The 23,342-nt window shown below is 61.5% G+C and carries 20 protein-coding genes and 1 tRNA gene; 11 read left to right on the top strand and 10 right to left on the bottom strand.

Annotated elements, in window-relative coordinates:
* The first annotated feature begins 75 nt into the window (after positions 1 to 75).
* Both J0663_RS05815 and J0663_RS05810 read left to right on the top strand, forming a co-directional pair.
* Positions 76 to 1,593 carry a tripartite tricarboxylate transporter permease gene (locus J0663_RS05815; RefSeq protein ID WP_207243514.1) on the top strand — a complete coding sequence of 506 codons (1,518 nt, stop codon included), beginning with the start codon at positions 76 to 78 and terminating at the stop codon, positions 1,591 to 1,593.
* A gap of 151 nt (positions 1,594 to 1,744) precedes the next feature.
* A complete protein-coding gene (locus J0663_RS05810) occupies positions 1,745 to 1,915 on the top strand; it encodes a hypothetical protein (RefSeq protein ID WP_207243513.1) in 171 nt (56 codons plus the stop codon).
* Between the two features lie 108 nt (positions 1,916 to 2,023).
* Here the strand turns inward: J0663_RS05810 and J0663_RS05805 are convergent, their stop codons facing one another.
* Positions 2,024 to 3,115 carry a DUF475 domain-containing protein gene (locus tag J0663_RS05805; RefSeq protein WP_207243512.1) on the bottom strand — a complete coding sequence of 364 codons (1,092 nt, stop codon included), beginning with the start codon at positions 3,113 to 3,115 and terminating at the stop codon, positions 2,024 to 2,026.
* A gap of 348 nt (positions 3,116 to 3,463) precedes the next feature.
* Between J0663_RS05805 and J0663_RS05800 the strand changes: the two genes are divergently transcribed.
* Both J0663_RS05800 and J0663_RS05795 read left to right on the top strand, forming a co-directional pair.
* On the top strand, positions 3,464 to 3,682 hold the full coding sequence (locus tag J0663_RS05800) for a hypothetical protein (RefSeq protein WP_176538914.1): 219 nt from the start codon (positions 3,464 to 3,466) through the stop codon (positions 3,680 to 3,682).
* A 48-nt stretch (positions 3,683 to 3,730) separates the two neighbouring features.
* Positions 3,731 to 3,910: a hypothetical protein gene (locus tag J0663_RS05795; RefSeq protein WP_207243511.1), complete on the top strand. Its 180-nt coding sequence runs from the start codon at positions 3,731 to 3,733 to the stop codon at positions 3,908 to 3,910.
* A 55-nt stretch (positions 3,911 to 3,965) separates the two neighbouring features.
* Here J0663_RS05795 and J0663_RS05790 read toward each other — a convergent pair whose 3' ends face one another.
* The gene (locus J0663_RS05790; RefSeq protein WP_207243510.1) at positions 3,966 to 4,478 is read right to left on the bottom strand and encodes an MgtC/SapB family protein; all 513 of its coding nucleotides are present in this window, start codon (positions 4,476 to 4,478) and stop codon (positions 3,966 to 3,968) included.
* A gap of 208 nt (positions 4,479 to 4,686) precedes the next feature.
* Here J0663_RS05790 and J0663_RS05785 point away from each other — a divergent pair, with 208 nt between their 5' ends.
* The gene (locus J0663_RS05785; protein ID WP_207243509.1) at positions 4,687 to 5,409 is read left to right on the top strand and encodes a hypothetical protein; all 723 of its coding nucleotides are present in this window, start codon (positions 4,687 to 4,689) and stop codon (positions 5,407 to 5,409) included.
* A 6-nt stretch (positions 5,410 to 5,415) separates the two neighbouring features.
* Here the strand turns inward: J0663_RS05785 and J0663_RS05780 are convergent, their stop codons facing one another.
* The 5 genes from J0663_RS05780 to cpdR1 form a co-directional block, all read right to left on the bottom strand.
* Positions 5,416 to 5,910: a hypothetical protein gene (locus J0663_RS05780; protein ID WP_207243508.1), complete on the bottom strand. Its 495-nt coding sequence runs from the start codon at positions 5,908 to 5,910 to the stop codon at positions 5,416 to 5,418.
* A gap of 436 nt (positions 5,911 to 6,346) precedes the next feature.
* The gene (locus J0663_RS05775; protein WP_207243507.1) at positions 6,347 to 7,390 is read right to left on the bottom strand and encodes a porin; all 1,044 of its coding nucleotides are present in this window, start codon (positions 7,388 to 7,390) and stop codon (positions 6,347 to 6,349) included.
* 657 nt (positions 7,391 to 8,047) lie between these two features.
* A complete protein-coding gene (locus J0663_RS05770) occupies positions 8,048 to 8,317 on the bottom strand; it encodes a hypothetical protein (protein ID WP_246590378.1) in 270 nt (89 codons plus the stop codon).
* 110 nt (positions 8,318 to 8,427) lie between these two features.
* Positions 8,428 to 8,502: transfer RNA gene (locus J0663_RS05765), tRNA-Val, on the bottom strand.
* A gap of 84 nt (positions 8,503 to 8,586) precedes the next feature.
* A complete protein-coding gene (gene cpdR1, locus J0663_RS05760; RefSeq protein WP_003542883.1) occupies positions 8,587 to 8,949 on the bottom strand; it encodes a response regulator CpdR1 in 363 nt (120 codons plus the stop codon).
* A gap of 188 nt (positions 8,950 to 9,137) precedes the next feature.
* Here cpdR1 and J0663_RS05755 point away from each other — a divergent pair, with 188 nt between their 5' ends.
* Complete coding sequence (locus J0663_RS05755) at positions 9,138 to 10,019, top strand: N-formylglutamate amidohydrolase (RefSeq protein ID WP_207243506.1); 882 nt, start codon at positions 9,138 to 9,140, stop codon at positions 10,017 to 10,019.
* 265 nt (positions 10,020 to 10,284) lie between these two features.
* Positions 10,285 to 11,058, top strand: a complete 774-nt coding sequence (hisN, locus tag J0663_RS05750) for a histidinol-phosphatase (RefSeq protein WP_207243505.1) — start codon at positions 10,285 to 10,287, stop codon at positions 11,056 to 11,058.
* 47 nt (positions 11,059 to 11,105) lie between these two features.
* Here the strand turns inward: hisN and J0663_RS05745 are convergent, their stop codons facing one another.
* On the bottom strand, positions 11,106 to 12,080 hold the full coding sequence (locus tag J0663_RS05745) for an alpha/beta fold hydrolase (protein ID WP_207243504.1): 975 nt from the start codon (positions 12,078 to 12,080) through the stop codon (positions 11,106 to 11,108).
* A gap of 529 nt (positions 12,081 to 12,609) precedes the next feature.
* Between J0663_RS05745 and J0663_RS05740 the strand changes: the two genes are divergently transcribed.
* Positions 12,610 to 13,080, top strand: coding sequence for an Hsp20 family protein (locus tag J0663_RS05740; protein WP_207243503.1), 471 nt, complete (start codon positions 12,610 to 12,612; stop codon positions 13,078 to 13,080).
* A 59-nt stretch (positions 13,081 to 13,139) separates the two neighbouring features.
* Here J0663_RS05740 and J0663_RS05735 read toward each other — a convergent pair whose 3' ends face one another.
* Positions 13,140 to 14,186 carry a bile acid:sodium symporter family protein gene (locus J0663_RS05735; RefSeq protein WP_207243502.1) on the bottom strand — a complete coding sequence of 349 codons (1,047 nt, stop codon included), beginning with the start codon at positions 14,184 to 14,186 and terminating at the stop codon, positions 13,140 to 13,142.
* 45 nt (positions 14,187 to 14,231) lie between these two features.
* Between J0663_RS05735 and J0663_RS05730 the strand changes: the two genes are divergently transcribed.
* Positions 14,232 to 15,086: a LysR family transcriptional regulator gene (locus J0663_RS05730; protein WP_207243501.1), complete on the top strand. Its 855-nt coding sequence runs from the start codon at positions 14,232 to 14,234 to the stop codon at positions 15,084 to 15,086.
* 52 nt (positions 15,087 to 15,138) lie between these two features.
* On the opposite strand, the gene J0663_RS05725 is transcribed toward J0663_RS05730, so the two are convergent.
* Positions 15,139 to 16,191, bottom strand: coding sequence for a threonine aldolase family protein (locus J0663_RS05725; protein ID WP_207243500.1), 1,053 nt, complete (start codon positions 16,189 to 16,191; stop codon positions 15,139 to 15,141).
* Between the two features lie 538 nt (positions 16,192 to 16,729).
* Here J0663_RS05725 and gltB point away from each other — a divergent pair.
* Both gltB and J0663_RS05715 read left to right on the top strand, forming a co-directional pair.
* Positions 16,730 to 21,451, top strand: coding sequence for a glutamate synthase large subunit (gltB, locus tag J0663_RS05720; RefSeq protein ID WP_207243499.1), 4,722 nt, complete (start codon positions 16,730 to 16,732; stop codon positions 21,449 to 21,451).
* Between the two features lie 227 nt (positions 21,452 to 21,678).
* Positions 21,679 to 23,133 (top strand): glutamate synthase subunit beta, encoded by a 1,455-nt coding sequence (locus tag J0663_RS05715; protein ID WP_207244445.1) that lies wholly within the window; start codon positions 21,679 to 21,681, stop codon positions 23,131 to 23,133.
* Positions 23,134 to 23,342 lie beyond the last annotated feature (209 nt).

The raw sequence follows: 23,342 nt of genomic DNA, 5'->3' as shown, positions 1-23,342 counted from the left end.
CGCTGTCAGCATTTTTGATTTTTGCGCAGCGCCGGATCGCGGAACGCACGGCCGGAACGCGCTTGGGATATCAAGATGAGCACATTCGAATTCCTATGGCAGGGGATCCTGGTTGCGATGCAGCCGATGAACCTGGTTTATGCGCTAGTCGGCGTCACACTCGGCACCGCCGTCGGCGTGCTGCCGGGCATCGGACCCGCACTCACCGTGGCGCTGCTGTTGCCCGCCACCTACAAGCTCGACCCCGGCGGTTCGCTGATCATGTTCGCGGGCATCTATTACGGCGGCATGTATGGCGGTTCGACGACCTCGATCCTGCTGAACACGCCGGGGGAAAGCGCCTCGATCGTCACGGCGCTCGAGGGCAATAAGATGGCGCGCGCCGGGCGCGGCGGACCGGCGCTGGCGACGGCGGCGATCGGCTCCTTCGTCGCCGGCCTGCTCGCTACCCTCGGGCTTGCCTTCATCGCGCCTTATATCGTCAAGCTGGCGCTGGTCTTCGGGCCGCGTGAATATTTCGCGCTGATGGTGCTCGCTTTCGTCACCGTCTCCTCGGCCTTCGGCGATTCAGCGCTCCGGGGTCTGACCTCGCTGTTCATCGGCTTTGCGCTCGCCATGGTCGGCATCGACCAACAGACAGGGCAGGCGCGGCTTTCCTTCGGCATACCCGATCTGCTTGACGGCATCGAGGTGACGACGCTCGCGGTGGCGATGTTCGCGATCGGCGAGACGCTTTACATCGCCGCGCAGGGCAACAGGCTTGAGGACAAGGTCGAGGCCGTCAAGGGCTCGCTCTGGATGAACGCGCAGGATTGGGCGCGCTCGTGGAAAGCCTGGCTGCGCGGCACGCTGATCGGCTTCCCGATCGGCGCGATGCCGGCGGGCGGCGCCGAAATCGGCACCTTCCTGTCCTATGCGACCGAAAAGCGGCTGGCGAAGAACCCCGAGGAGTTCGGCCACGGCGCCATCGAAGGCGTGGCCGGCCCAGAGGCGGCGAACAACGCATCTGCGGCCGGCACGCTGGTGCCGCTGCTGACGCTCGGCCTGCCGACGACGGCGACGGCGGCGATCATGCTTGCCGGCTTCCAGCAATACGGGCTGCAACCCGGACCGCTGCTGTTCGCCACCAACCCGCAGCTCGTCTGGGGTCTGATCGCCAGCCTGCTCATCGCCAACGCAATGCTCCTGGTCTTGAACCTGCCGATGATTGGCCTCTGGGTGCGGTTGCTGACCATTCCGAAGCCGTGGCTCTACGCAGGCATTCTGCTGTTTGCGACGCTCGGGACGATCGGCGCCAATCCGTCGGTCTTCGAACTCGGCATGCTGCTCGCCTTCGGCCTGCTCGGCTACGTAATGCGGCTCTTCGGCTATCCGATCGCGCCTGTTGTCGTCGGCCTGATCCTCGGGCCGCTGGCCGAGCAGCAACTGCGCCGGGCGCTGGCGATCAGCCAGGGCGACGTTACGACGCTGGTGATGTCACCGATCGCGGCAGGCCTTCTGATCGTGGCGGCGGCGGCTTTCCTCATTCCGTTGATCCTGCGCATTCGCGGCAGGGGCCAGGTGCTGTCGCAGCTGGCGGCAAACGAAGACTAAAAAGACGACATTACCCCTGCCTCAAGGCCGGCCATGGAGACATGCGCCGGCCTCTTCTTTTTGCATGGCAGAGGTGATTTTACGTGCGTTGTCGATGCGCCCGCGCACTGCCATCTATGGGTGGTCAACATAGAACAAGAGGAAAAGGACAATGTCCGCCATCCGTAATTCCGTCCATAATGGCTTCCTGGGTCGCGCATTCGCTGCGCTGAGCGCCGCAAATGCCGTCAGCGCCGCTGTCGAAGCCGGTCGCCGTCCGCGCGCCCGAGACCTCACGGAACTCGGCATCGATCCGGCCTCCTTCAACCGGGTCATCCGCTAAGCTCTTCAAGGCATGCATGAATGAAACAGCCCGCAACCGGATGGTCGCGGGCTTTATTTTTGTTTCGCCGAAGGAGCCGCAACGCGGGGCGTTGCGGCATGTAGCTCGTCAGGCGTGCAGTTCATCCCGCCGGCCGGCATGATCTTCCACCCGTTCGCGCCTGTTGTGGCGGATGGACGACCAGAGCGACAGACCGATCAAGACCGCGCCGCCGAGACCGGTGATGACCTCGGGAATGTGCACCAGGGTCTGCGCATACATGATCACCGAGAGGATCAGGATGGCGTAGAAGGCGCCATGTTCGAGATAGCGGTATTCGGCGAGCGTTCCCTTCTCCACCAGCATGATCGTCATCGAGCGCACATACATGGCGCCGATGCCGAGACCGATGGCGATGACGAAGAGGTTCTGCGTCAGGGCGAAGGCGCCGATGACGCCGTCGAAGGAGAAGCTGGCGTCCAGCACCTCCAGATAGATGAAGGCGCCGAGACCACCCTTGGCGGCGGCGCTCATCGTCTGCTGCGATGCGTCGAGCAACTCGCCGACGACCTCGACTGCGAGGAAGGTGAGCAGGCCATAAATCGCGCAATGGACGAAGACGCTGGCTTCCTCGCCGCCGATCAGCCAGGAGAAGACAAGCATCAGTGCCAGCACGAAGGCGATCTCGATGCCCCTGATGGTGGCCGAGCGCGCCATCACCTTTTCCAGGCCGCGAAGCCAATGGATCTTCTTCTCATGATCGAAGAAATAGCTGAGGCCGACCATCATCAGGAAGGTGCCGCCGAAGGCTGCGATCGGCAGATGCGCATCGTTCATGATGCGGGCATATTCCTCGGGTTCGCGGGCAGCCAGCACCAGAGCGTCCCAGGGGCCGATCCGTGCCGCGATCGCGACGATTGCCAGCGGAAAGACGATGCGCATGCCGAAGACGGCAATGATGATGCCCCAGGTGAGGAAGCGTTTCTGCCAGACCGGCGTCATCTCCTTCAGCTTGTTGGCATTGACGATGGCATTGTCGAAGGAGAGCGAGATCTCCAGCACCGCAAGCACGGTGCAGATGAAGAAGACGGTCGCCATGCCGCCGATGGTGCCGGTCGTCTGCCAACCGAGCACAGCGCCGAGAACAAGGCCGAGGGCCGTGACGATGAACGCCCAGCGGAAATAGCCGAGCGAGGATTTATCGGTCGCAGACTGGTTCATGGCCGCACCTCGCGGCCGCAAAGCCTATTTGAGAGGGTGGAGATATTGTAAAAACACGGCATACCACAATGGGCATGCTGACAAGGCATGGTGAGCTTTTTCATCGATGAAAAATCCGCCGGCTGAGCTGCAGGCGGTACCGACATCACGAGAGCGCCGTAAAAACTCTCGCCAGAGGGGCCCGGCACCAATGTTCCCCGCAGCCGATGTCTGGAAGGCTGCGGGATAGGCCCTAGGTAATGAACTTCCCGAACCAGTCAAGTCCAATCGCGACACAGAAATCGGCAAATATTAGGGAACCATCCGGGCCTCCGTTCGTTTGATCCTGGTTGAGCTTAAAGGAGGCCGATGATGCACACTTCGACCCATATCCCCGACAAACGCACGGAAGCGTCCGACCGCATGAAGCGGGCAAGACCGAACCGCATGCAGAAGGCGCAGGTGCTGCCGCCGCATCATGTCGACCTGACCCTGACGCCCGGCGTCATCCACGACATTCATGTACCGGCACATGTCACCGGCGCGGACCTCTCCAAGGGCGGTCCTGATATCAAGGGCAAAAAATAATCGGCCTTTGGCCACGTCGACCGTAATCTGAAACAGGGTGAGAAACATATGAGTGTGAATTTTGTGCCCCACGACATCTTCATCCGGCACGAAAATGAATGGAAGGCCGTCCGTGAAGCCGCGGATGAACGCATCGATATCGGCAAGCGCCAAAAGCCGCTCACCGCTTCCATCATTCGCCCGGCATCTGTCGGGAAAAGCGATCCTTCGGCCGCACGATCCGAATGACAAACGGACAGTCAAGTTCGCAAGAACGCCCGGCAACGCCGGGCGTTTTGTTTATCTATTTTCGCTCATCCCCATCGATACGCTGCCCGGAATTATAGCCGAGCCACTGTTCGAGCTTGCCGAAGGCGAAGAGGACGCAAATTGCGGCAAGCGTCGTGAAGAAGGCAACCGGCCAATAGCCGAAGCCCATCGCGAGGCCGGTCGCGCCGGAGAGCCACATGCCCGCGCCCGTCGTCAGCCCGTGGATCCGGCCTCTGGCAAAGACGATCATGCCCGCGGCCAGGAAGGCGACGCCTGCGGTCACTGCTTCGATGACACGCAACGGGTCGATGCGGACCTGTTCGCCATCGGCAAAACCCGGCATGTGCACGGCCTCGATCGAAATGATGGCGAAGAGGGCGGCGGCAAGGCTGATCAGGATATGCGTGCGGAAGCCGGCAGGGCGGTCGCGCGCCTCGCGTTCGAAGCCGATGAGGCCACCGAAGACGATGGCGCCGAGCAGGCGGGCAAAGATGACGGGATAGTGGATACGCGATGCCGGTATCATGTCGGCGAAGATGAGATCCATAAAAATTTCCTTGGGCAGACGGATTTTTCGCTGGCTAACGTCCCGGCGCCGGATTTGTTCAGCTTTTTTGCCCGCCAGGCGCTCGACGTCAGCGGAGTAGCGGGATCGTGCGAGGAAGCGATCGGTGGGAACACACTATCCTTACACCGTGCCAACCTTTCGGAAAGGATTGAGCGGCGATAATCCCGGCCTCACGGGATTCGGACAGATGGCCAAGACAGCAACACGCGGCCGCCGTAAGGCGCCGGCGAGAGGAAAGAGCAGGGCGCGCAACAGCGGTGGCGGGCTGTTGCCCTGGACGGTGATCGGCATTGCCGCGATCGCCAGCATCGCCGCCTATGACAACTGGAAGAGCATCAAGCCGATGCTCGCCAAACAGCCGGTCCCGACGATACGGGAAATGACGGAGGCAAAGCCGGCCGCTCGGAAGGATGCGCCGCCGAAGCCGGTGGCGCTCGCAGCACCGACGCCGAAAGTGGCGCCGCCGCCAGCACAACTCTTGCCGCCGGCAGCCATTCCCACACCGATCGTTCAGCCGGTAAAGGCGATGCCGTCTGGTTCCTCTCCTGCAACTGCGGAAACCGGGGCGGCCGCCTTCGGTTATTGCGGGCAGGGCGCGCACATCAACTGCGTCGGCGACGGCGGCGTCTTCTGGTACAAGGGCGAAAAGATCGTGATCGCCGACATGGCAAGCCCGATTGCCGACCGGGCGCGCTGCGATGACGAGCGCAGGGTGGCCTTTACCGCCAAGGCGCGGCTGCTGGCGCTTCTGAACGCCGGACCCTTCACCCTGAATGCAGCTGGTAAAACCGAGTCTTCCGGCGCGCCGAGGGTCGTCTCGCGCGACGGGCGCTCCTTCGGGGTGCAGTTGATCAATGAGGGGCTGGCGCGCAAGCCCGGGGCTGCCGGCGGCGCATGGTGCGCCGCCTGACGAGGACTACTTATCCTTCTTCACCAATTTGCCGCCGGTGCGGAAGCTGCCGGTGAAGGAGGAGTCCTTGCTTTCGGCGGTGCATTCGATCGCGATCGGCTTGCCGGCATAAGGATTGCCGAAGGTGCAGAAGCCGGCGACCTTGACCTGGCCGGTCATCTTGTTGCCGACGCCGGTCGTGACGAGGCTCAGCGGCAGGCGAGCATTGCCGTTGGAGGCTGGCTTGATGCCGCTGCCATCGCCCTGGAAACCGAGCGCCTTACCGTCTGAAGTGAAGATAAAGGTCACCGAGCCGTTGGCCAGCGTGACGCTGGCAAGCTCATTTTTGCAACCCTTCGTGGCGTCGAATTTGGCGACGACCAGTTTGGCGCATTTGCCGGAAAGCGTAATGACGCCGGGGGCGCCGGGAAATGTCTCTGGCGGGGAGGCGGGCGCAGCAGAGGCTGGCAAGGCGAGGACGACGGCAAAAAGGCCGGCGGCGACAAGCGCGGATAACTTCATTTCGATCTCAAACCCCATGTCCTGGCGAGGCGAATCACCGCCACGCCTTCGATTCGCCATGGCATGGCTCTGTGTCCGAATTTGGTTCCGCCATTCCTCCAGCACAAAGATTCCGCCGGCCGCCGGGCAGGCCCTATCGACGGCAGATGAGCGAAAAGCGGCTGAGCTTACCGGCTAAAAGATCCAGCAACGGGGCAGAAGCCTGCCGGAAATCGGCAAGGGCCGATGTGACCGACAGTAGCGAGGCGCTCAACGAGCGCCCGCCATCTTTGACGCAGTTTTGATCAACGGGAATGGGCCCAGGCAGGGAAGTCCAGGCCCATTCTTTCCCAATCGGAGGTCAGTCAGATCAGGATTTGCAGCTGCCGGTTTTATGCGAGGCGTTATCCCGTAGCCGCAGCACGCGGGGTGACATGCATTGGCCGGCAACCCCTTATCAGAACGCGCGCTGCAGGCGGAAGAAGCCCGAGGTGACGTCGTCAGCATTGTCCGGATCGAGGTACTGAACCGAAACCTTTGCCGAGAAGTTGTCGACGATCTGGTAGTCGACCGTTACGCCGGCCTTCCAGGCGTTAACGTCATCGTTGAACTCGCCGGCGGTGACGCCGTAGTTGTCGTAGTACTGAACAGCCGGGGTGATCTTCAGCTTGTCGGTCGCCTTGATGGCGTATTCGGCAGCGATCGCCCATTCTGCCTTGTTGTAGTAGGCGTTCGGGTTGGACGCGTAGACAACTGCGAGGCCGAGCGTGCCCGGACCGACAGCAACCGTACCCATGGCGCGGACGGCGCCTTCTTCATTGTCGGTGTCGTAACCGGCGGTGATCTGGTAGCTGAAGATACCAGCCTTGCCGCCGAGACCGACCGCAACGCCAACGTTGTTCGGCTCTTCGCCGTTGTAGAACGGGCCGTCTTCCAGCTCGTCGACGCTGATGCCGGCGTAGAAGGCCTCGGTTTCGTACTGATAACGCAGCGAGTTGTGCAGCGTGACCGGAGAACCGATATCGTCGGTTTCGCCGGAGAGGCCGTCGTCCCACCAGCTGTAAAAGAGACCAGCGCGGAAGCCTGCGATGTCGATGTAAGCGGAGTCGAGGATAGCCTTCTGGGCCGAAGCGTTGTCAGCATTGAACTGCATGACGATGACGCCGGTCAGCGGACCATATTCGGTGTCGCTCTTGGCGGTGAACTGAACCTGCCCGCGGGTGCGGGCGTCCCAGTCGGAATCGTTGGCGACAGAACCGCCGCCGCCGGCGCCGATCGAGCTGGCGTTCGGAGCGACGTCAACCTGGAAACGGATGTAGCCGTTGATCTTCAGGCAGGTTTCGGTGCCGGGGATGTAGAAGTAGCCGGTGCCGTAAGCGTCGCAGACGCGAACATATTCAACCGGTTCCGGCTCGGCAGCGACGATGGCGTCAGCAGCCTGAGCGCCGGATACTGCTGCGAGAGCAGCAGCGGAGCCGAGAAGAAGGCTCTTGATGTTCATGGAATAACCTCCAGTTCAGATGCAAGAGGATGAAGACCGTTGCCGTCGGCAGTCCCTACGGATCTTCACCCCGTGTGATCGAAGCGGCACCTTTTTAGCTCGGTGCCTGCCTCGCCGCGGAAGTTACATAGTGGATGCTGCACTGCAACGTCATTGTCGATCATGACAGCAGGGCGCACCGGCTATGTTGCTGAAATAACACGCGTTTTGTCACAAACTTGTCATCTGCCCGTCACAAAATTGAGATCCTCGCCGGTTCGGCAACGATCGGCTGACGGCGGGCGGCAATATGCAATTGATGCTGGCGTGAGCAGGTCCTTATATGTGGAAACGCCGTCGCTGCAATCTCGGCGATTCGAAGAAAACCCGACAGTCCTCGTGAGTTGCCAGGGCATGCAGCTTGACTTTGCCGGAGGGCGTAAGGACGCCGGGCGCGCGGGAAAGGTCTCGGGCAGAGTGCGGCAGAGCCCGGTAAGTTGAGGAGAATAATTACGCCGCTGTCGGTCGCGAAATCTGAATCTCTGGTCTTAAATGCGATCCGTTCGCGATGGCAATCCGCCGTGCGCCGGACAGGCTAATTCCTATGCATCACCGATTTGGCCTGCAGGGCGGGCTCTGTCGGGCAAAGACAGCGGTCAGCCACCTATGCCCTGCAAATCACTCGAGAGTAGCTTCCTTGCGCGCCACATTGCCGCTCACGTTGATGTCGATACCCAGCATCGTGCTGCCGCTCAAGTCGACGCCGTAATCAAGGAGATTCTGCCGCGTCAGATGAAGCATCACGCGGCCTGCCTGTTCAACCGGCCGGCCTCGCATATGAGATACGACATATTCGGCAGTGACGGGGTAGCGTCCCTGAGGGAGGCTGACACCCTTTGCCAAGGAAATCTTGTCGCTGGAAACCACGAGAGTTTTGCGTCGTTTCATTACCTGCGCCAAACCGAGAACTCCTATTGGCAGGTTTGTCGAACCTGCGGGCCACGATGTAAAAAGGCCTCTCGATTTCTCGAAAGGCCTTATAGATCAAGCAATCTGGATGGTGGGCGTGACAGGGATTGAACCTGTGACCCCTACGATGTCAACGTAGTGCTCTCCCGCTGAGCTACACGCCCATCCGATGGCGGCGCATAGATCACAAAACCTTCGGAGCCGTCAATAGGCTTTTTTCAGTTTTGTGACGCACCGCCCGGCAAGCCTTATGCGGCAAGCATTTTGTTGACCTCGTCTACGAGGTCGCGCAGGTGGAACGGCTTGGAAAGGACCTTGGCATCCTTCGGTGCCTTCGAATCGGGGTTCAGCGCCACGGCGGCAAAACCGGTGATGAACATCACCTTCAGGTCAGGATCGAGTTCGGTGGCCCGGCGCGCCAGCTCGATGCCATCCATCTCGGGCATGACGATATCGGTCAAGAGCAGAGAAAACGGCTCCTCGCGCAGCCGGTCATAGGCGCTGGCGCCATTGTCATAAGAAAGGACCTTGTAACCGGCCTTTTCCAGCGCTTTCACCAGGAAGCGGCGCATGTCGTTGTCGTCTTCGGCGAGAAGTATCTTCTGAGTCATCAATCCAGACCGCTGATCAATAGGTTTTGGGTGGGCTGCCCGCCGTTTACACTAGTCTTCGCCCGGTAAACAACCGGTGAATTGCCTGTCCGCGACTGCCATCCCTTCTACATAGTATGGACTTGAGGGCGGGCAACTGGCAACATGGACGAAGCAGCCAGTTCATGACATGGTAAAGAGGGCCGAAAGTGCCGGAAATCCGCGAATACGAGCTTTTTGAGGTTCATGAGCCCGTGTCGCAGACCATTCCCTTCGTCTACAACTCTCCCCACAGCGGCCGCATTTATCCACCGGAATTCATCGCCCAGTCGAGGCTGGAAGGCATTGCCATCCGCCGTTCCGAGGATCATTACGTCGACGAGCTGTTCGGTTCAGCCGTCGAGCTCGGCGCGCCATTGCTCGCCGCCAATTTTCCCCGTGCCTATCTCGACGTCAACCGTGAGCCCTACGAACTCGATCCGCGGATGTTCGATGGGCTGCTGCCGCCCTATGCCAATGTCAATTCGCTGAGGGTCGCCGGTGGACTCGGAACCATTCCGCGCATCGTTGCCGAAAACATGGAGATTTATTCGCGGCGGCTGCCGGTGCAGGAGGGGCTCGACCGGGTCGAAGCGGTTTACAAACCCTATCATGCGGCGCTGCGCCGGCTGATTGCCCGCACCCATGTGCAGTTCGGCTTCGGCGTGCTGATCGACTGCCACTCGATGCCCGGCAATGTGCGTGTGGCCGGCTGCAACGGGCGGCCCGATTTCATCATCGGGGATCGTTACGGCACCAGTGCTTCGGCCGAACTTTCGCGCGCCGCCATCGCCATTCTCGAGGAAATGGGCTTCGCGGCGATCCGCAACAAGCCTTATGCCGGCGGCTTTATCACCGAACATTACGGCCGCCCGTCGCGCGGGTTGCATGCGCTGCAGATCGAAGTGAACCGGGCGATCTATGTCGACGAAGTGACGCTGGAAAAGCGCGAGGATTTCTCCCAGGTGGTCGACGCCGTCACGGCCTTCATGCAGCAGATGGCGGACTATGTCGAGAAATTCGCCGGTGAACGGGCCCTGGCTGCCGAATAAGCTTTCGAACTCCCCGTTTTCCGCCTGCCTTCCGGCAAAAAAAACCGCGCTGGTCAGCGCGGCTAAGTCTAGGGAGGAAACACCCAAGGAGGGTATTTACAGTCAGAAGACTGTACGAAAGACGCTACTATTGCATTGCACAAATGTCAAGCAATATATTGCGCTGCGATATCTTTGGGCAGTTCGCCTGAAATTGCCTCCTTCGTTTGCATTCCCGCCACTTTTCGGTATGAAGGCCCATTCCCGCCAGCCAAACGGTGCCACCATGCTTCCTGACCGTTCGTTCTTCAATCGTCTGGCGGAGGCCGCCCGCGGCGAGACGCTGCCGCGTTTCCGCTCCGGCCTCGACGTCACGAACAAACTTTCTTCCGGTTTCGATCCGGTGACGGAAGGCGACCGGGCAGCCGAGCTCGCCATCCGGGCGCTGATCGAGGAGAATTTCCCCGATCACGGCATTCTCGGCGAGGAGCACGGCGATGTCGGGCTCGACCGGGACTATGTCTGGGTCATCGATCCGATCGACGGCACTCGCGCCTTCATATCGGGCGTGCCGGTCTGGGGAACGCTGATCGGCCTGCAGAAGGAGGGCCGGGCGATCATGGGCATGATCGAGCAGCCCTTTACCGGCGAACGCTATTTCGCCGATGAGAACGGCTCGATCTATATCGGGCCGGAGGGCGAGCGGCGGTTGGTAACGCGCCAATGCGAGTCGCTTTCGAATGCCATCCTGTTTACCACGTCGCCACATCTCTTCGCCGGCGATGAGATGGAAAAATACCGGGAGATCGAGGGCCAGGTGCGGCTCTTCCGCTATGGATGCGACTGCTATGCCTATGCGCTGCTTGCCGCCGGCCATATCGACCTCGTCATCGAGAACGGGCTGAAGCCCTATGACGTCGGCGGCATCATTCCCGTCATCGAGGGAGCGGGCGGCATCATCACTACTTGGGATGGCGGCCGGCCGGAAAACGGCGGCTCGATCATCGCCGCCGGCAGCCGGGCGATCTATGAGCAGGCTATCGCCGTTCTGCAGCGCTGACCCCGGTCAGCGTTGCTGATCCCCCGGTCAGCGTTGCTGATCTGGTGTCACGTGCCGAGGGCGGCGACGTCGTGATTATCCTCGGCATCGCTGCCGGGGATGAAGGCGTGGAAGGCGGCGAGTGCCGCAGCGCGGTAGATATCCCGTTCCTGGAAGATTTCGTGGCGGGCGCCGTTGATCGGCACCAGCTGGCCGGCGCGGAAATAGCGCGAGAGCCGCTCCTGCGCCGTATAGGGCACGACGCCGTCACGCGTCGGGGCGATAATGATGGTCGGGATGGTGATCGAAAAGAGATGATTGGGCGTGGTGACCCGATCCATGGCGCGGAAAGCTTCGGTTAGCCAGCGGGCCGTCGGCGGCCCAAGCGTCAGTTCCGGATGGGCCTTCATCATTGCGACATTGCGCTCGAAACGGGTTACGTCCGAGGTCAGCGGATTGTCGCGGAAATCCGGCTCCTTCAATTTCGAGGTCAGCGGCATGAAGCCGAGGCCGGCGGCCGTCAGCGTGCCGGCAAGAGTGCGGATGACGCGGGGTGAAGCCGACTGGCCGGTCAGGCCGATGAAGGGAGCCGACAGCACCATCCGATCGATACGGGTGGTGAGATAGGGGGCGGCCGATAGCGCGATCAGCCCGCCTGTGGAGTGGCCGAGCAGGTAGAAGGGCAGGCGGGTATCCGGCAGCACTATCTTCTCGAGGAACGTATCGAGATCGCGTTCGTAATCGGAAAAGCTGCGGATATGGCCGTGATTGCGGCGCTTCAGAAGCCGTGACGAACCGCCCTGGCCGCGCAGATCGAAGGTCGCGACCCAAAGGCCTTTGGCCGTCAGCTCACGGATCGTCTCGAAATATTTTTCGATATATTCGTTGCGGCCATGGATGATGACGACCGTTCCTTTAGCGACCTGACCGCCGGAGCGAAAAACGGCATAACGCACTTGGTGGCCGTCATGGGTTTCGAAGAACCCTTCGGTTCGGTTTTCCGGGGCAGGATTGTCGGGCGTCGAATAGAGAACCTGATCCATGACCTTGCCAATGCCGCTGCTGACTGTTTCTCTATTAGAGCACCGTGCGTCCTTTCGGACGCACAAAGGACGCTCTAACTCCCAGAATCGAAGGATCGTGCTTCCGAAAATCGATTCCGATTTTCGGAAGCACGATCCGTTAGGGATAGCCTATGGCACACGGCTTGGAAAGCGGCGGCCACTCGAAGGGCTGATAGCGGGAAAAGGGCCGGCAGGAGCATGAGGGTGCTCGCAGCCGGCCGAAGTTAAGGCTGAAGAAGAAGGGACGATGCACTTCAGCCGTCGGGGCCAGTGTCACCCGACGTCGCCATTTCTAAGATGACGTGCCTGAACGTGCTCCGAACCGGCCGTTCACGCGAGGTTCACGGACAGTTCAAGGCGATTTCAAAAAGGTCTTGAACTCGCCGAATCCCGTCCCCATCTCCTTGCTGCGGGTGCCGAAAAAGGGCCCGCGCAACCGTCCCGAGGCCGCCAAAGATGGGGTTTCAGGGGCATTTATCGCAACACGTCGCTTCCGCAGGAGGACATTATGCGTCACGTAGACTTCTCTCCCCTTTATCGTTCGACGGTCGGTTTCGACCGGCTTTTCACCATGCTCGACAGCCTCGCTCAGCCGGAGCAGGCGCAGACCTATCCGCCCTACAATATCGAGCGCACTGGTGAAAACACCTATCGCATCACCATGGCAGTAGCCGGTTTCGACGAAACGGAACTGTCGATCGAAGCCCATGCCAATGTGCTGTCCGTGAAGGGTGAAAAGAACGAGGATACTGCAGAAGGCGGCGAATTCCTCTATCGCGGCATTGCCAAGCGCGCTTTCGAGCGCCGCTTCCAGCTTGCCGACCATGTCGAGGTATCAGCCGCTTCGCTGAAGAACGGCCTGCTTCACATCGTTCTTCTGCGCAACATTCCCGAGACCATGAAGCCCCGCAAGATCGCGATTGCCGCAGAGCCGGTCGATGCTCCGAAGGCCATCGAGGCGCAGGTCATCAACGGTTAATCATTGTTCCCTTTCGAGGAAACGGACGGCGCTCCACCGGGGCGCCGTTTTTCATTTGCTCACGCCGGGCTGGCGGCATCCTTCATCTGCTGTTCCGTCGCGCGGCGGGCCGCAGCGGCGGCGTATTTCTGGGCGATGATGGCACAAGCCATCAGCTGGATCTGATGGAAGAGCATCAGCGGAAGCACGATTGCGCCGATCGACTGGCCGGCGAAGATGACGTTCGCCATCGGCACGCCACTTGCCAGACTCTTCTTCGATCCGCAGAAGGTGATGGTGATCTCATCGCCCTTGTTGAAGCCCAGCCAGCGGCTGCCGAACATCGTCAAAACAAGGACAAATACCAGAAGCATGATGTCGGCGATGATGACGACCGCGATGTCGGCGATCGAGAAGGTGTGCCACAGGCCTTCTACGACCGCGTTCGAGAAAGCGAGATAGACCACCATCAGGATCGAGCCGCGGTCGACGGGCATCAGGATCTTCTTCCTGGCGCGGATCCAGTCGCCAATCCAGGGCTGCAGGATCTGGCCGACTACGAAGGGGGCAAGCAGCTGCAGCAGGATCTGCTGGAGCGCGTCGAAGGAGAAGCTGCCATGGCCGCCGACGGAAAACAGCAGGCCGACGAGCAGCGGCGTCAGGAACATGCCGAAAATATTGGACGCGGAGGCCGAGCAGATGGCGGCGGGCACGTTGCCGCCCGCCATCGAGGTGAAGGCGATCGAGGACTGCACCGTCGACGGCAGTACGCAGAGGAAGAGAATACCGAGATAAAGCGGCTGCGGCAGGATCGTATTGGGGATGTAGCCGAGCCCGAGGCCGAGCAGCGGGAAGACGCCGAAGGTCGTCAGCAGGATGACGAGATGCAGGCGCCAGTGCAAGAGGCCAGCAATGACCACATCGCGTGAGAGGCGGGCGCCGTGCAGGAAAAACAGCGCCGCAATGGCGAGATCGGTGGCGATGCCGAAATAAGCCGAGAATGTGCCGCTCGCCGGAAACAGCGAGGCGAGAATGACCGTGCAGACGAGCAGGATGGTGAACGTATCGGGCAGAAAGCGGCGCATGACGGTCTCGCGACAAAAAACAGTCATGGTTCTGTCGTCCATTATGATCCAGGATGCAAGAAATAACAGTTATCGGAAATCTGGATTATGCTGGACCTTTCGCAATTGCGCAGTTTCGTCGCCGTTGAACAGATGGGCAGCTTTACGCTCGCCGCGGAAAGGCTGGGTCTCGGCCAATCCACAGTCAGCCAGCACATCCAGCGGCTGGAGGCGGCTCTCGGGCGCAAGTTGCTTGCGCGCGACACGCACAAGGTGATGCTGACCGGCGATGGAGAGGCGCTGCTGTCGCATGCACGCGCCATGCTTTCGATCGAGGGGCAGGTACAGTCGCTGTTCAAGAGCAACAGCCTGCGCGGCAGGCTGCGGCTTGGGGTGTCGGAAGATTTCGTCACCAGTCAGCTGCCGGCGGTGCTCGAGGATTTCGTTCGGTCGCATCCGTCGGTCGACCTCGAACTGACGGTGGCGCTTTCCGGCGTCCTCTACGAGATGCAGGACAATGGTGAGATCGACCTGGTGCTAGCCAAGCGCCGGCTCGGCGACGCGCGGGGAACGCTCGTCTATCGGGAGCCGCTCGTCTGGCTGGCGCGCGATCCCGAGCATGTGCTCGCCTCCGGCCTGCTGCCGCTGATCGCCTTTCCGCCACCGAGCGTTACGCGGGCGATCGCGCTGGAAGCGCTCGGGCGAAACGGCGTGGCGTGGCGGATCGTCTGCACCTGCGGCAGCCTTAGCGGCCTGACGGCGGCGGCGCGGGCCGGAATGGGCGTGCTGGTGCAACCACGTAGCATGGCTCCGTCAGGGCTGAAGGAAATCGCCGCGGGAAAGCTGCCGGTCCTGGAGGATGTGGAATTCGTGCTGGTGCCGCGCAAGGGCGCAGATCGGGCGCTGGTCGCCGCCCTTTCGGAGGATATTCTGCAAAAGGTGAGAAGGTTGAGGGCGGCGTGAGCTGTGGCCCAGCGAAAGGCCCGCTGAAAAGGCAGGCCCTTTCAGGCGGCCGTCACGCGGCGAGGCACTTCAGGAAACCATCGACATCCGCTTCCGTCGTCGCGAAGCTGGTGACGAGGCGGATCAAAGCCTCATTTTCAGAAACGAGTTCCGCTGTGGCGGCCGGGATCGGCCATTCATAGAATTTGGCGCCCCTGCCTTCCGCCGTTTTTGCAGCGCTTTTGCTGACGACTGCGAAGACCTCGTTGGACGCGGTTGGCCAGGCGAGGCGGGCGGCGTTGCTGGCGCCGATACCGGCGCGCAGGCGGTCGGCCATGCCGTTCGAATGGCGGGCGAGATCGAGCCAGAGGTTGTTTTCGAAATAGGCATCGAACTGGGCGGCGATGAAGCGCGATTTGGAAAAGAGTTGGGCGGCGCGCTTGCGGATGAAGGGCATTTCCCTTGCCTGATCGGGATTGAAGAAGACGATTGCCTCCGCGCACCAGCAGCCGTTCTTGGTGCCGCCGAAGGACAGCATGTCGACGCCGCGCTTCCACGTCATCTCGGCGGGGGTAGCGTCTAGCGCGATCAGCGCATTGGCAAAGCGGGCGCCATCCATGTGGAACGGCAGGTTGCGCTTTTTTGATATGGCGGCGATCTCGCCGATCTCCGGCAGGGAATAGACGGTGCCAATCTCGGTTGCCTGGGTTATCGTCACCGCGCTGGCGCGGCCATGACGCAGCGCGTCTTCAGGATAATGAGCAATCTTCGCCGAGAGCCTGGCCGGATCGATCTTGCCGGCTTCGCCATCGACAGCGACGAGACGGGCGGAGCCCGAGAAGAATTCCGGCGCCCCGCATTCATCTTCGATGACGTGGGCTTCCGAATGGCAGAAGGTGATCCCGCCGGGGCGCTGGACGCTCGCGAGCGACAGCGAGTTGGCGGCGGTGCCGGTGGCGACGAAGAAAACGGAAACGTCACGTTCGAAGATCTCGGAAAAGCGGGCCTCGACCTTTCGATCGAGATCACCGGCGCCGTAGGCTGGGGCAAAGCCGGCCGATTCCGAGAGCAGGCGCTCGGCAATGGATCTGTGGGCGCCGGCCCAGTTATCGGAAGCAAAGAACATGGCGGAAACCGTGCGGAGTGGAGCGGGTGGAGAGGTTCGCAGCGGACAGTAAGCCAAAGCTTCACCGGATCAAGGCTATCACCCCGTGACGCATCACAGAAATTGAACTACGCAATCAATAAAAAGAATAATGCACTCATGCGTAATTTAATTTCGCCATTGGGGTTTATGTGGCAATCTTCCGTCGTCAAATCGCGTTTTTTCGCGGCGCGCTCTTGCGGAGCGAGATCGTTTCTGGCATAGAACGGATGGATTAGGACAGTGTTGCTGTCCTATTTTGGCCTTAACGGCCGAAGAGGCGCCGAAAACCCTGGCAGCGACGGGCTTTCACGCTATAGTTCTTCCGAGCGTCTAGCCTTTGGCTGGCGCGCGGAGGCGAATGGCAGGCGCGGAACGCGACGGTTTGCTTTCCTTTGAGCAGATGTCTGCGGCCGATCTTCACAATGCAACAGCGCTGTCATGCGCCGAACCTATCTTCGGGTGCGGCTCGGACGAAAAGCCGCCCGCGGCCCCGCGGGCTTCGACAGGAGGAAAGACGATGACGAAGACGCCATCCATGGAATTTGACCGATTTGCCGCTGATAAGGTGCGCGGGACGGCCAATACGTCCAAATCCGCCTCCGGCCTGCCGAAGAAACAGGGCCTCTACGATCCCCGCAACGAGCACGATGCCTGCGGTGTCGGCTTCGTCGCGCATATGAAGGGCGAAAAGTCGCACCAGATCGTCAAGGACGGCTTGTTCATCCTCGAGAACCTGACACATCGCGGCGCCGTCGGCGCTGATCCGCTGATGGGTGACGGCGCCGGCATCCTGGTGCAGATTCCTGACCGCTTCTTCCGTGAGGAGATGGCCGTGCAAGGGATCACTCTGCCGCCGGTCGGGGAATATGGTGTCGGCCATATCTTCATGCCGCGCGATGAAAAGCAGATCGAGCACTTCAAGAAGGTGATCAAGGACGTCGTCGAAGAGGAAGGCCAGGTCCTTATCGGCTTTCGCGACGTGCCGGTCGATAATTCCTCGCTTTCCAAAGCGCCGGCAATTGCCGCGACCGAGCCTCATCACGTGCAGGTTTTCATCGGTGCCGGCGAGGATGCCGAAAACAACGACGAGTTCGAGCGCCGCCTGTTCACGCTGCGCAAGGTGATCTCCAACCGCATCTATGACGAGTTCGACGGCGAAGAGAGCAATTTCTACCCGGTATCGCTGTCCTCGGCGACGGTGGTCTACAAGGGCATGTTCCTGGCCTATCAGGTCGGCGCCTATTATAAGGACCTGTCGGACCCGCGTTTCGAAAGCGCGGTAGCGCTCGTGCATCAGCGCTTTTCGACCAACACCTTCCCTTCCTGGAAGCTCGCGCACCCCTATCGCATGGTTGCCCATAACGGCGAGATCAACACGCTGCGCGGCAACGTCAACTGGATGGCCGCCCGCCAGGCCTCGGTGTCCTCGCCGCTGTTCGGTGAGGATATCTCCAAACTCTGGCCGATCTCCTACGAGGGGCAGTCGGACACGGCCTGCTTCGACAACGCGCTCGAATTCCTGGTGCGCGGCGGTTATTCGCTGGCGCATGCGGTGATGATGCTGATCCCGGAAGCCTGGGCCGGCAACCAGTCGATGGCGGCTGAACGCAAGGCCTTCTATGAGTATCACGCGGCCCTGATGGAACCGTGGGACGGACCGGCGGCCGTCGCCTTCACCGATGGCAAGCAGATCGGCGCCACACTCGACCGCAACGGCCTCAGGCCGGCGCGTTATCTCGTGACCGACGACGACCGCGTCATCATGGCGTCCGAGGCCGGCGTGCTGCCGGTTCCGGAAGAGAAGATCATCCAGAAATGGCGCCTGCAGCCGGGCAAGATGCTGCTGATCGATATGGAAGAAGGCCGTATCATCTCCGACGACGAGGTGAAGTCGAAGCTTGCAACGGCGCATCCCTATCGCAGCTGGCTCGACCGCACCCAGCTCATCCTTGAAGACCTGAAGCCGGTGGAGCCGCGGGCGCTGCGCCGCGACGTGTCGCTGCTCGACCGCCAGCAGGCCTTTGGCTACACAACCGAGGATACCAAGATCCTGATGTCGCCGATGGCGACGACGGGGCAGGAGGCGATCGGTTCCATGGGTACCGATACGCCGATCTCGGCGATGTCGGAAAAGCCGAAGCTGCTCTATACCTATTTCAAGCAGAACTTCGCGCAGGTAACGAACCCGCCGATCGATCCGATCCGCGAAGAGCTTGTCATGAGCCTCGTCTCCTTCATCGGCCCGCGCCCGAACATTCTCGATCACGAAGGCATGGCGAACGCCAAGCGACTCGAAGTGCGCCAGCCGATCCTGACCAACGGCGACCTCGAGAAGATCCGTTCGATCGGTCATACGGAAGACCGCTTCGACACCAAGACGCTGGATTTCACCTATGATATCGAGCGCGGTGCAGCCGGCATGCCCGAAATGCTCGACCGGCTCTGCGAGCGCGCCGAAGCGGCGGTCAAGGGCGGTTACAACATCATCGTGCTCTCCGACCGCCAGATCGGGCCTGACAGAATCGCCATTCCGGCGCTGCTGGCAACGGCTGCCGTGCACCATCACCTGATCCGCAAGGGGCTTCGCACCTCGGTCGGTCTCGTCGTCGAGACCGGCGAGCCGCGCGAAGTGCATCATTTCTGCCTGCTCGCCGGCTACGGCGCCGAGGCGATCAACCCATATCTCGCCTTCGACACGCTGCTCGACATGCATGCCAAGGGCGAATTCCCGAAGGAGGTGGATGCCTCCGAAATCGTCTACCGTTACATTAAGGCGGTCGGCAAAGGCATCCTAAAGGTCATGTCGAAGATGGGTATTTCGACCTATCAGTCCTATTGCGGTGCCCAGATCTTCGATGCGATCGGCCTGTCGTCGGAACTGGTCGACAAGTATTTCTTCGGAACCGCGACGATGATCGAAGGCATCGGCCTCGAGGCGATCGCCGAAGAGACCGTCGCCCGTCATACGGCAGCCTTCGGCAAGGATCCGCTCTTGGCGACGACGCTCGATATCGGCGGCGAATATGCCTACCGCATGCGCGGCGAAAGCCATGCCTGGACGCCGGATGCGGTTGCGGCCCTCCAGCATGCCGTGCGCGGCAATGCCGAAGACCGCTATCGCGAATTCGCCGAGATGGTGAACAATTCGGCGCTGCGCATGAACACGATCCGCGGGCTGTTCAACATCAAGAGCGCCGAAGCGCTCGGCCGCAACCCGGTCTCGATCGACGAAGTCGAGCCGGCGGCCGATATCGTCAAGCGGTTCTCGACGGGGGCGATGTCCTTCGGCTCGATCTCGCGCGAGGCGCATACGACACTGGCGGTCGCCATGAACCGGATCGGCGGCAAGTCGAACACCGGTGAGGGCGGTGAGGAATCCGATCGCTACATGCCGTTGCCGGATGGCTCGACCAATCCGGAACGTTCGGCGATCAAGCAGATCGCCTCGGGCCGCTTCGGCGTCACCACAGAATATCTGGTCAATGCCGACGTGCTGCAGATCAAGGTGGCGCAGGGTGCAAAGCCCGGCGAAGGCGGCCAGCTGCCCGGTCACAAGGTCGACGCGACCGTCGCCAAGACCCGCCACTCGACGCCGGGTGTCGGCCTCATCTCGCCGCCGCCGCACCACGACATCTATTCGATCGAGGATCTGGCGCAGCTGATCTACGATCTGAAGAACGTCAACCCGACCTCCGACGTTTCGGTCAAGCTCGTCTCCGAAGTCGGCGTCGGCACGGTGGCCGCCGGTGTCGCCAAGGCGCGCGCCGATCATATCACGGTCGCCGGCTTCGACGGCGGCACGGGTGCCTCGCCGCTGACCTCGCTCAAGCATGCCGGCAGCCCCTGGGAGATCGGCCTTGCCGAGACCCAGCAGACGTTGGTGCTGAACGGCCTGCGTTCGCGCGTCGCGCTGCAGGTCGACGGTGGCCTGAAGACCGGTCGCGACGTCATCATCGGGGCGCTGCTTGGCGCCGACGAGTTCGGCTTCGCCACCGCGCCGCTGATCGCCGCCGGCTGCATCATGATGCGCAAGTGCCATCTCAACACCTGTCCGGTCGGCGTGGCGACCCAGGATCCGGTGCTGCGCAAGCGCTTCAAGGGTACGCCGGAGCACGTCATCAACTACTTCTTCTTCGTCGCCAACGAAGTGCGCGAGATCCTCGCCTCGCTCGGGTTTACCCGGCTCGACGACATCATCGGCGCCTCGGAACTGCTTGAGAAGGACGAGATGCTGGCGCATTGGAAGGCCAGGGGCCTCGATTTCAGCCGGATCTTCCACAAGGTCGACGCTCCCAAGCAGGAGACTTTCTGGACGAGCCGGCAACAGCACCCGATCGACGATATTCTCGATCGCGCGCTGATCGAGCAGGCACAGCCGGCGCTGACCGACAAGACGCCTGTCGCTTTCGAGGTTGGCATCAAGAACGTCGACCGTTCGGCGGGCGCGATGCTGTCCGGCGAAGTCGCCAAGCGCTTCCGCCACCGCGGGCTGAAGGAAGACACGATCAATGTAACGCTTCGCGGCACGGCGGGGCAGAGCTTCGGTGCTTTCCTGGCGCGCGGTGTCACCTTCAACCTGATCGGCGACGGCAACGACTATGTCGGCAAGGGTCTTTCGGGCGGCAAGATCATCATCCGGCCGCCAGAGGATTCGCGGATCGTGGCCGAGCACTCGATCATCGTCGGCAACACCGTGCTTTACGGCGCCACCGAGGGCGAATGCTACTTCCGCGGTGTGGCGGGTGAACGGTTCGCCGTGCGCAATTCGGGTGCGATCGCCATCGTCGAGGGGGTCGGCGATCATGGCTGCGAATATATGACCGGCGGCGTCGTCGTCGTGCTTGGTGCTACCGGCCGCAACTTCGCAGCCGGCATGTCGGGCGGTGTCGCCTATGTGCTCGATGAAGCCGGCGATTTCGCCAGCCGCTGCAACATGGCGATGGTCGAGCTCGAGCCGGTGCCGGAAGAGGACGACATGCTGGAGAAGCTGCATCATCACGGCGGCGATCTCATGCACAAGGGACGCGTCGATGTCTCGGGTGACATGACGCGCCATGACGAGGAGCGCCTCTACCAGCTGATTTCCAACCATCTGCACTATACGGGGTCGACCCGTGCCAAGCAGATCCTGGACAATTGGGCCGATTATCGTCCGAAGTTCCGTAAGGTCATGCCTGTGGAATACCGGCGTGCGCTCGAGGAAATGGAGCGCAGCCGGATGGGCATCGCCGCGGAATGATTTGAACCGGGGCATCCGCCACCTGCCGGTCGCAGATGGCGGATGCCGGAAACATCTCGATGACTCGTGATGCTGCTGAGGATGGCGAAAAGCCGTCCGGATCGCGCGATGTCCTTCAGGAGATCTGTTCCAATGACGGTCAAGGGAAGCAATCCGCCCGGGATACCGGGACTGACGACAGACAACTGGCCGCGGGTGAGGCGGTCATGAGGGTAAGGGACGAAGAAATGGGTAAGGTAACAGGATTTCTGGAAATCGACCGGCAGGTGGCGAAGTACCAGCCGGCGTCGGATCGTATCCGTCATTTCCGCGAGTTCACGATCCCGATGTCGGACCCGGAAGTGCAGAAACAGGCCGCCCGCTGCATGGACTGTGGCATCCCCTATTGTCACGGCCCCACCGGCTGCCCGATTCACAACCAGATTCCGGATTGGAACGACCTCGTCTACAATAATAACTGGGAAGCGGCGATTCAGAACCTGCATTCGACCAACAACTTCCCTGAATTCACCGGCCGTGTCTGCCCCGCTCCCTGCGAGGAAGCCTGCACTTTGAATCTCGAGGATGCGCCGGTCGCCATCAAGACGGTCGAGCAGGCGATCGCCGACAAGGCCTATGAACTCGGTTTTATCCGGCCGCAGCCGGCGACGGTCCATACCGGCAAGAAGGTCGCCGTCATCGGATCCGGCCCGGCCGGCATGGCGGCGGCCCAGCAGCTTGGCCGCGCCGGCCACGAGGTGCATGTCTATGAGCGCGAGACCAAGCCGGGCGGCCTATTGCGCTACGGCATTCCCGATTTCAAGATGGAGAAGAACTTCATCGACCGCCGCGTCGAGCAGATGAAGGGCGAGGGCGTCACCTTCCATTGCGGCGTCAATGTCGGCGTCGACGTCAAGGTCGAGCAGCTGCTCGCCGATCACGACGCCGTTCTCTACTGCGGCGGCTCCGAGACGCCGCGCGAAGCGGGCATTCCGGGCACGGATCTGGCAGGCGTGCATGATGCGATGCCCTATCTCGTGCAGCAGAACCGCCGCGTCGGGCGTGAGAATATCGACAGCGTCGGCTGGCCGTCGGATCCGATCCTTGCCGGCGCCAAACATGTCGTCGTCGTCGGCGGCGGCGACACGGCTTCGGACTGCGTTGGCACCGCCTTCCGCCAGGGAGCCGTCAAGGTCACCCAGCTCGACATCCGGCCGCAGCCGCCGGAAAAGGAAGACAAGCTCGCCGTCTGGCCCTTCTGGGCGACGAAGATGCGCACCTCCTCCTCGCAGGCCGAGGGCGCCGTGCGTGAATTCCAGGTCGCAACGCTCGAATTCATCGGCGAAGACGGCGTGCTGACGGGCGTCAAATGCTGCGAGGTCGACGAGCGCCGGCGGCCGGTTGCCGGCACGGAATTCGTCATTCGTGCCGATCTCGCCTTCATCGCCATCGGTTTCCGCGGCCCGTTCACCACAAGCGTGCTGAAGGAACTCGAAGGCAAGCTGACACTCAATACCGATAAGCGTGGCTCAACCAATGTCGTGGCCAATGATCGCGACTACAAGACGTCGATCGACAAGTTCTGGACGGCGGGCGACGTGCGCCGCGGCCAGTCGCTGGTGGTCTGGGCGATCCGCGAAGGCCGCCAGGCGGCACGCGCCATCGACGAGGCCTTGATGGGCTCGACCGTCCTGCCGAACTGATCGCACCTCACATAGGCCCACAATGAGACGAACTCCGCCCTTCCGGCGGAGCTTTTTATGTCCGACAGCGCGCTCTTTCGTCGTGCGGCCGCAGGCGGCGCAAACGAAAGGAAGGCACCTCGCGAGACCTCCTCAGTTTGTTGACAAAGTCTCCTCCGTCATGCTCGGCCCTGTGCCGAGCATCTAACCACAGCGATTGCTTGACGGAA

The organism is Rhizobium lentis, assembly GCF_017352135.1.
GTDB classification, from domain to species: domain Bacteria; phylum Pseudomonadota; class Alphaproteobacteria; order Rhizobiales; family Rhizobiaceae; genus Rhizobium; species Rhizobium lentis.
The sequence above is the reverse complement of the archived record's forward strand: the minus strand, read 5'-3'. Positions and strand labels throughout refer to the sequence as shown.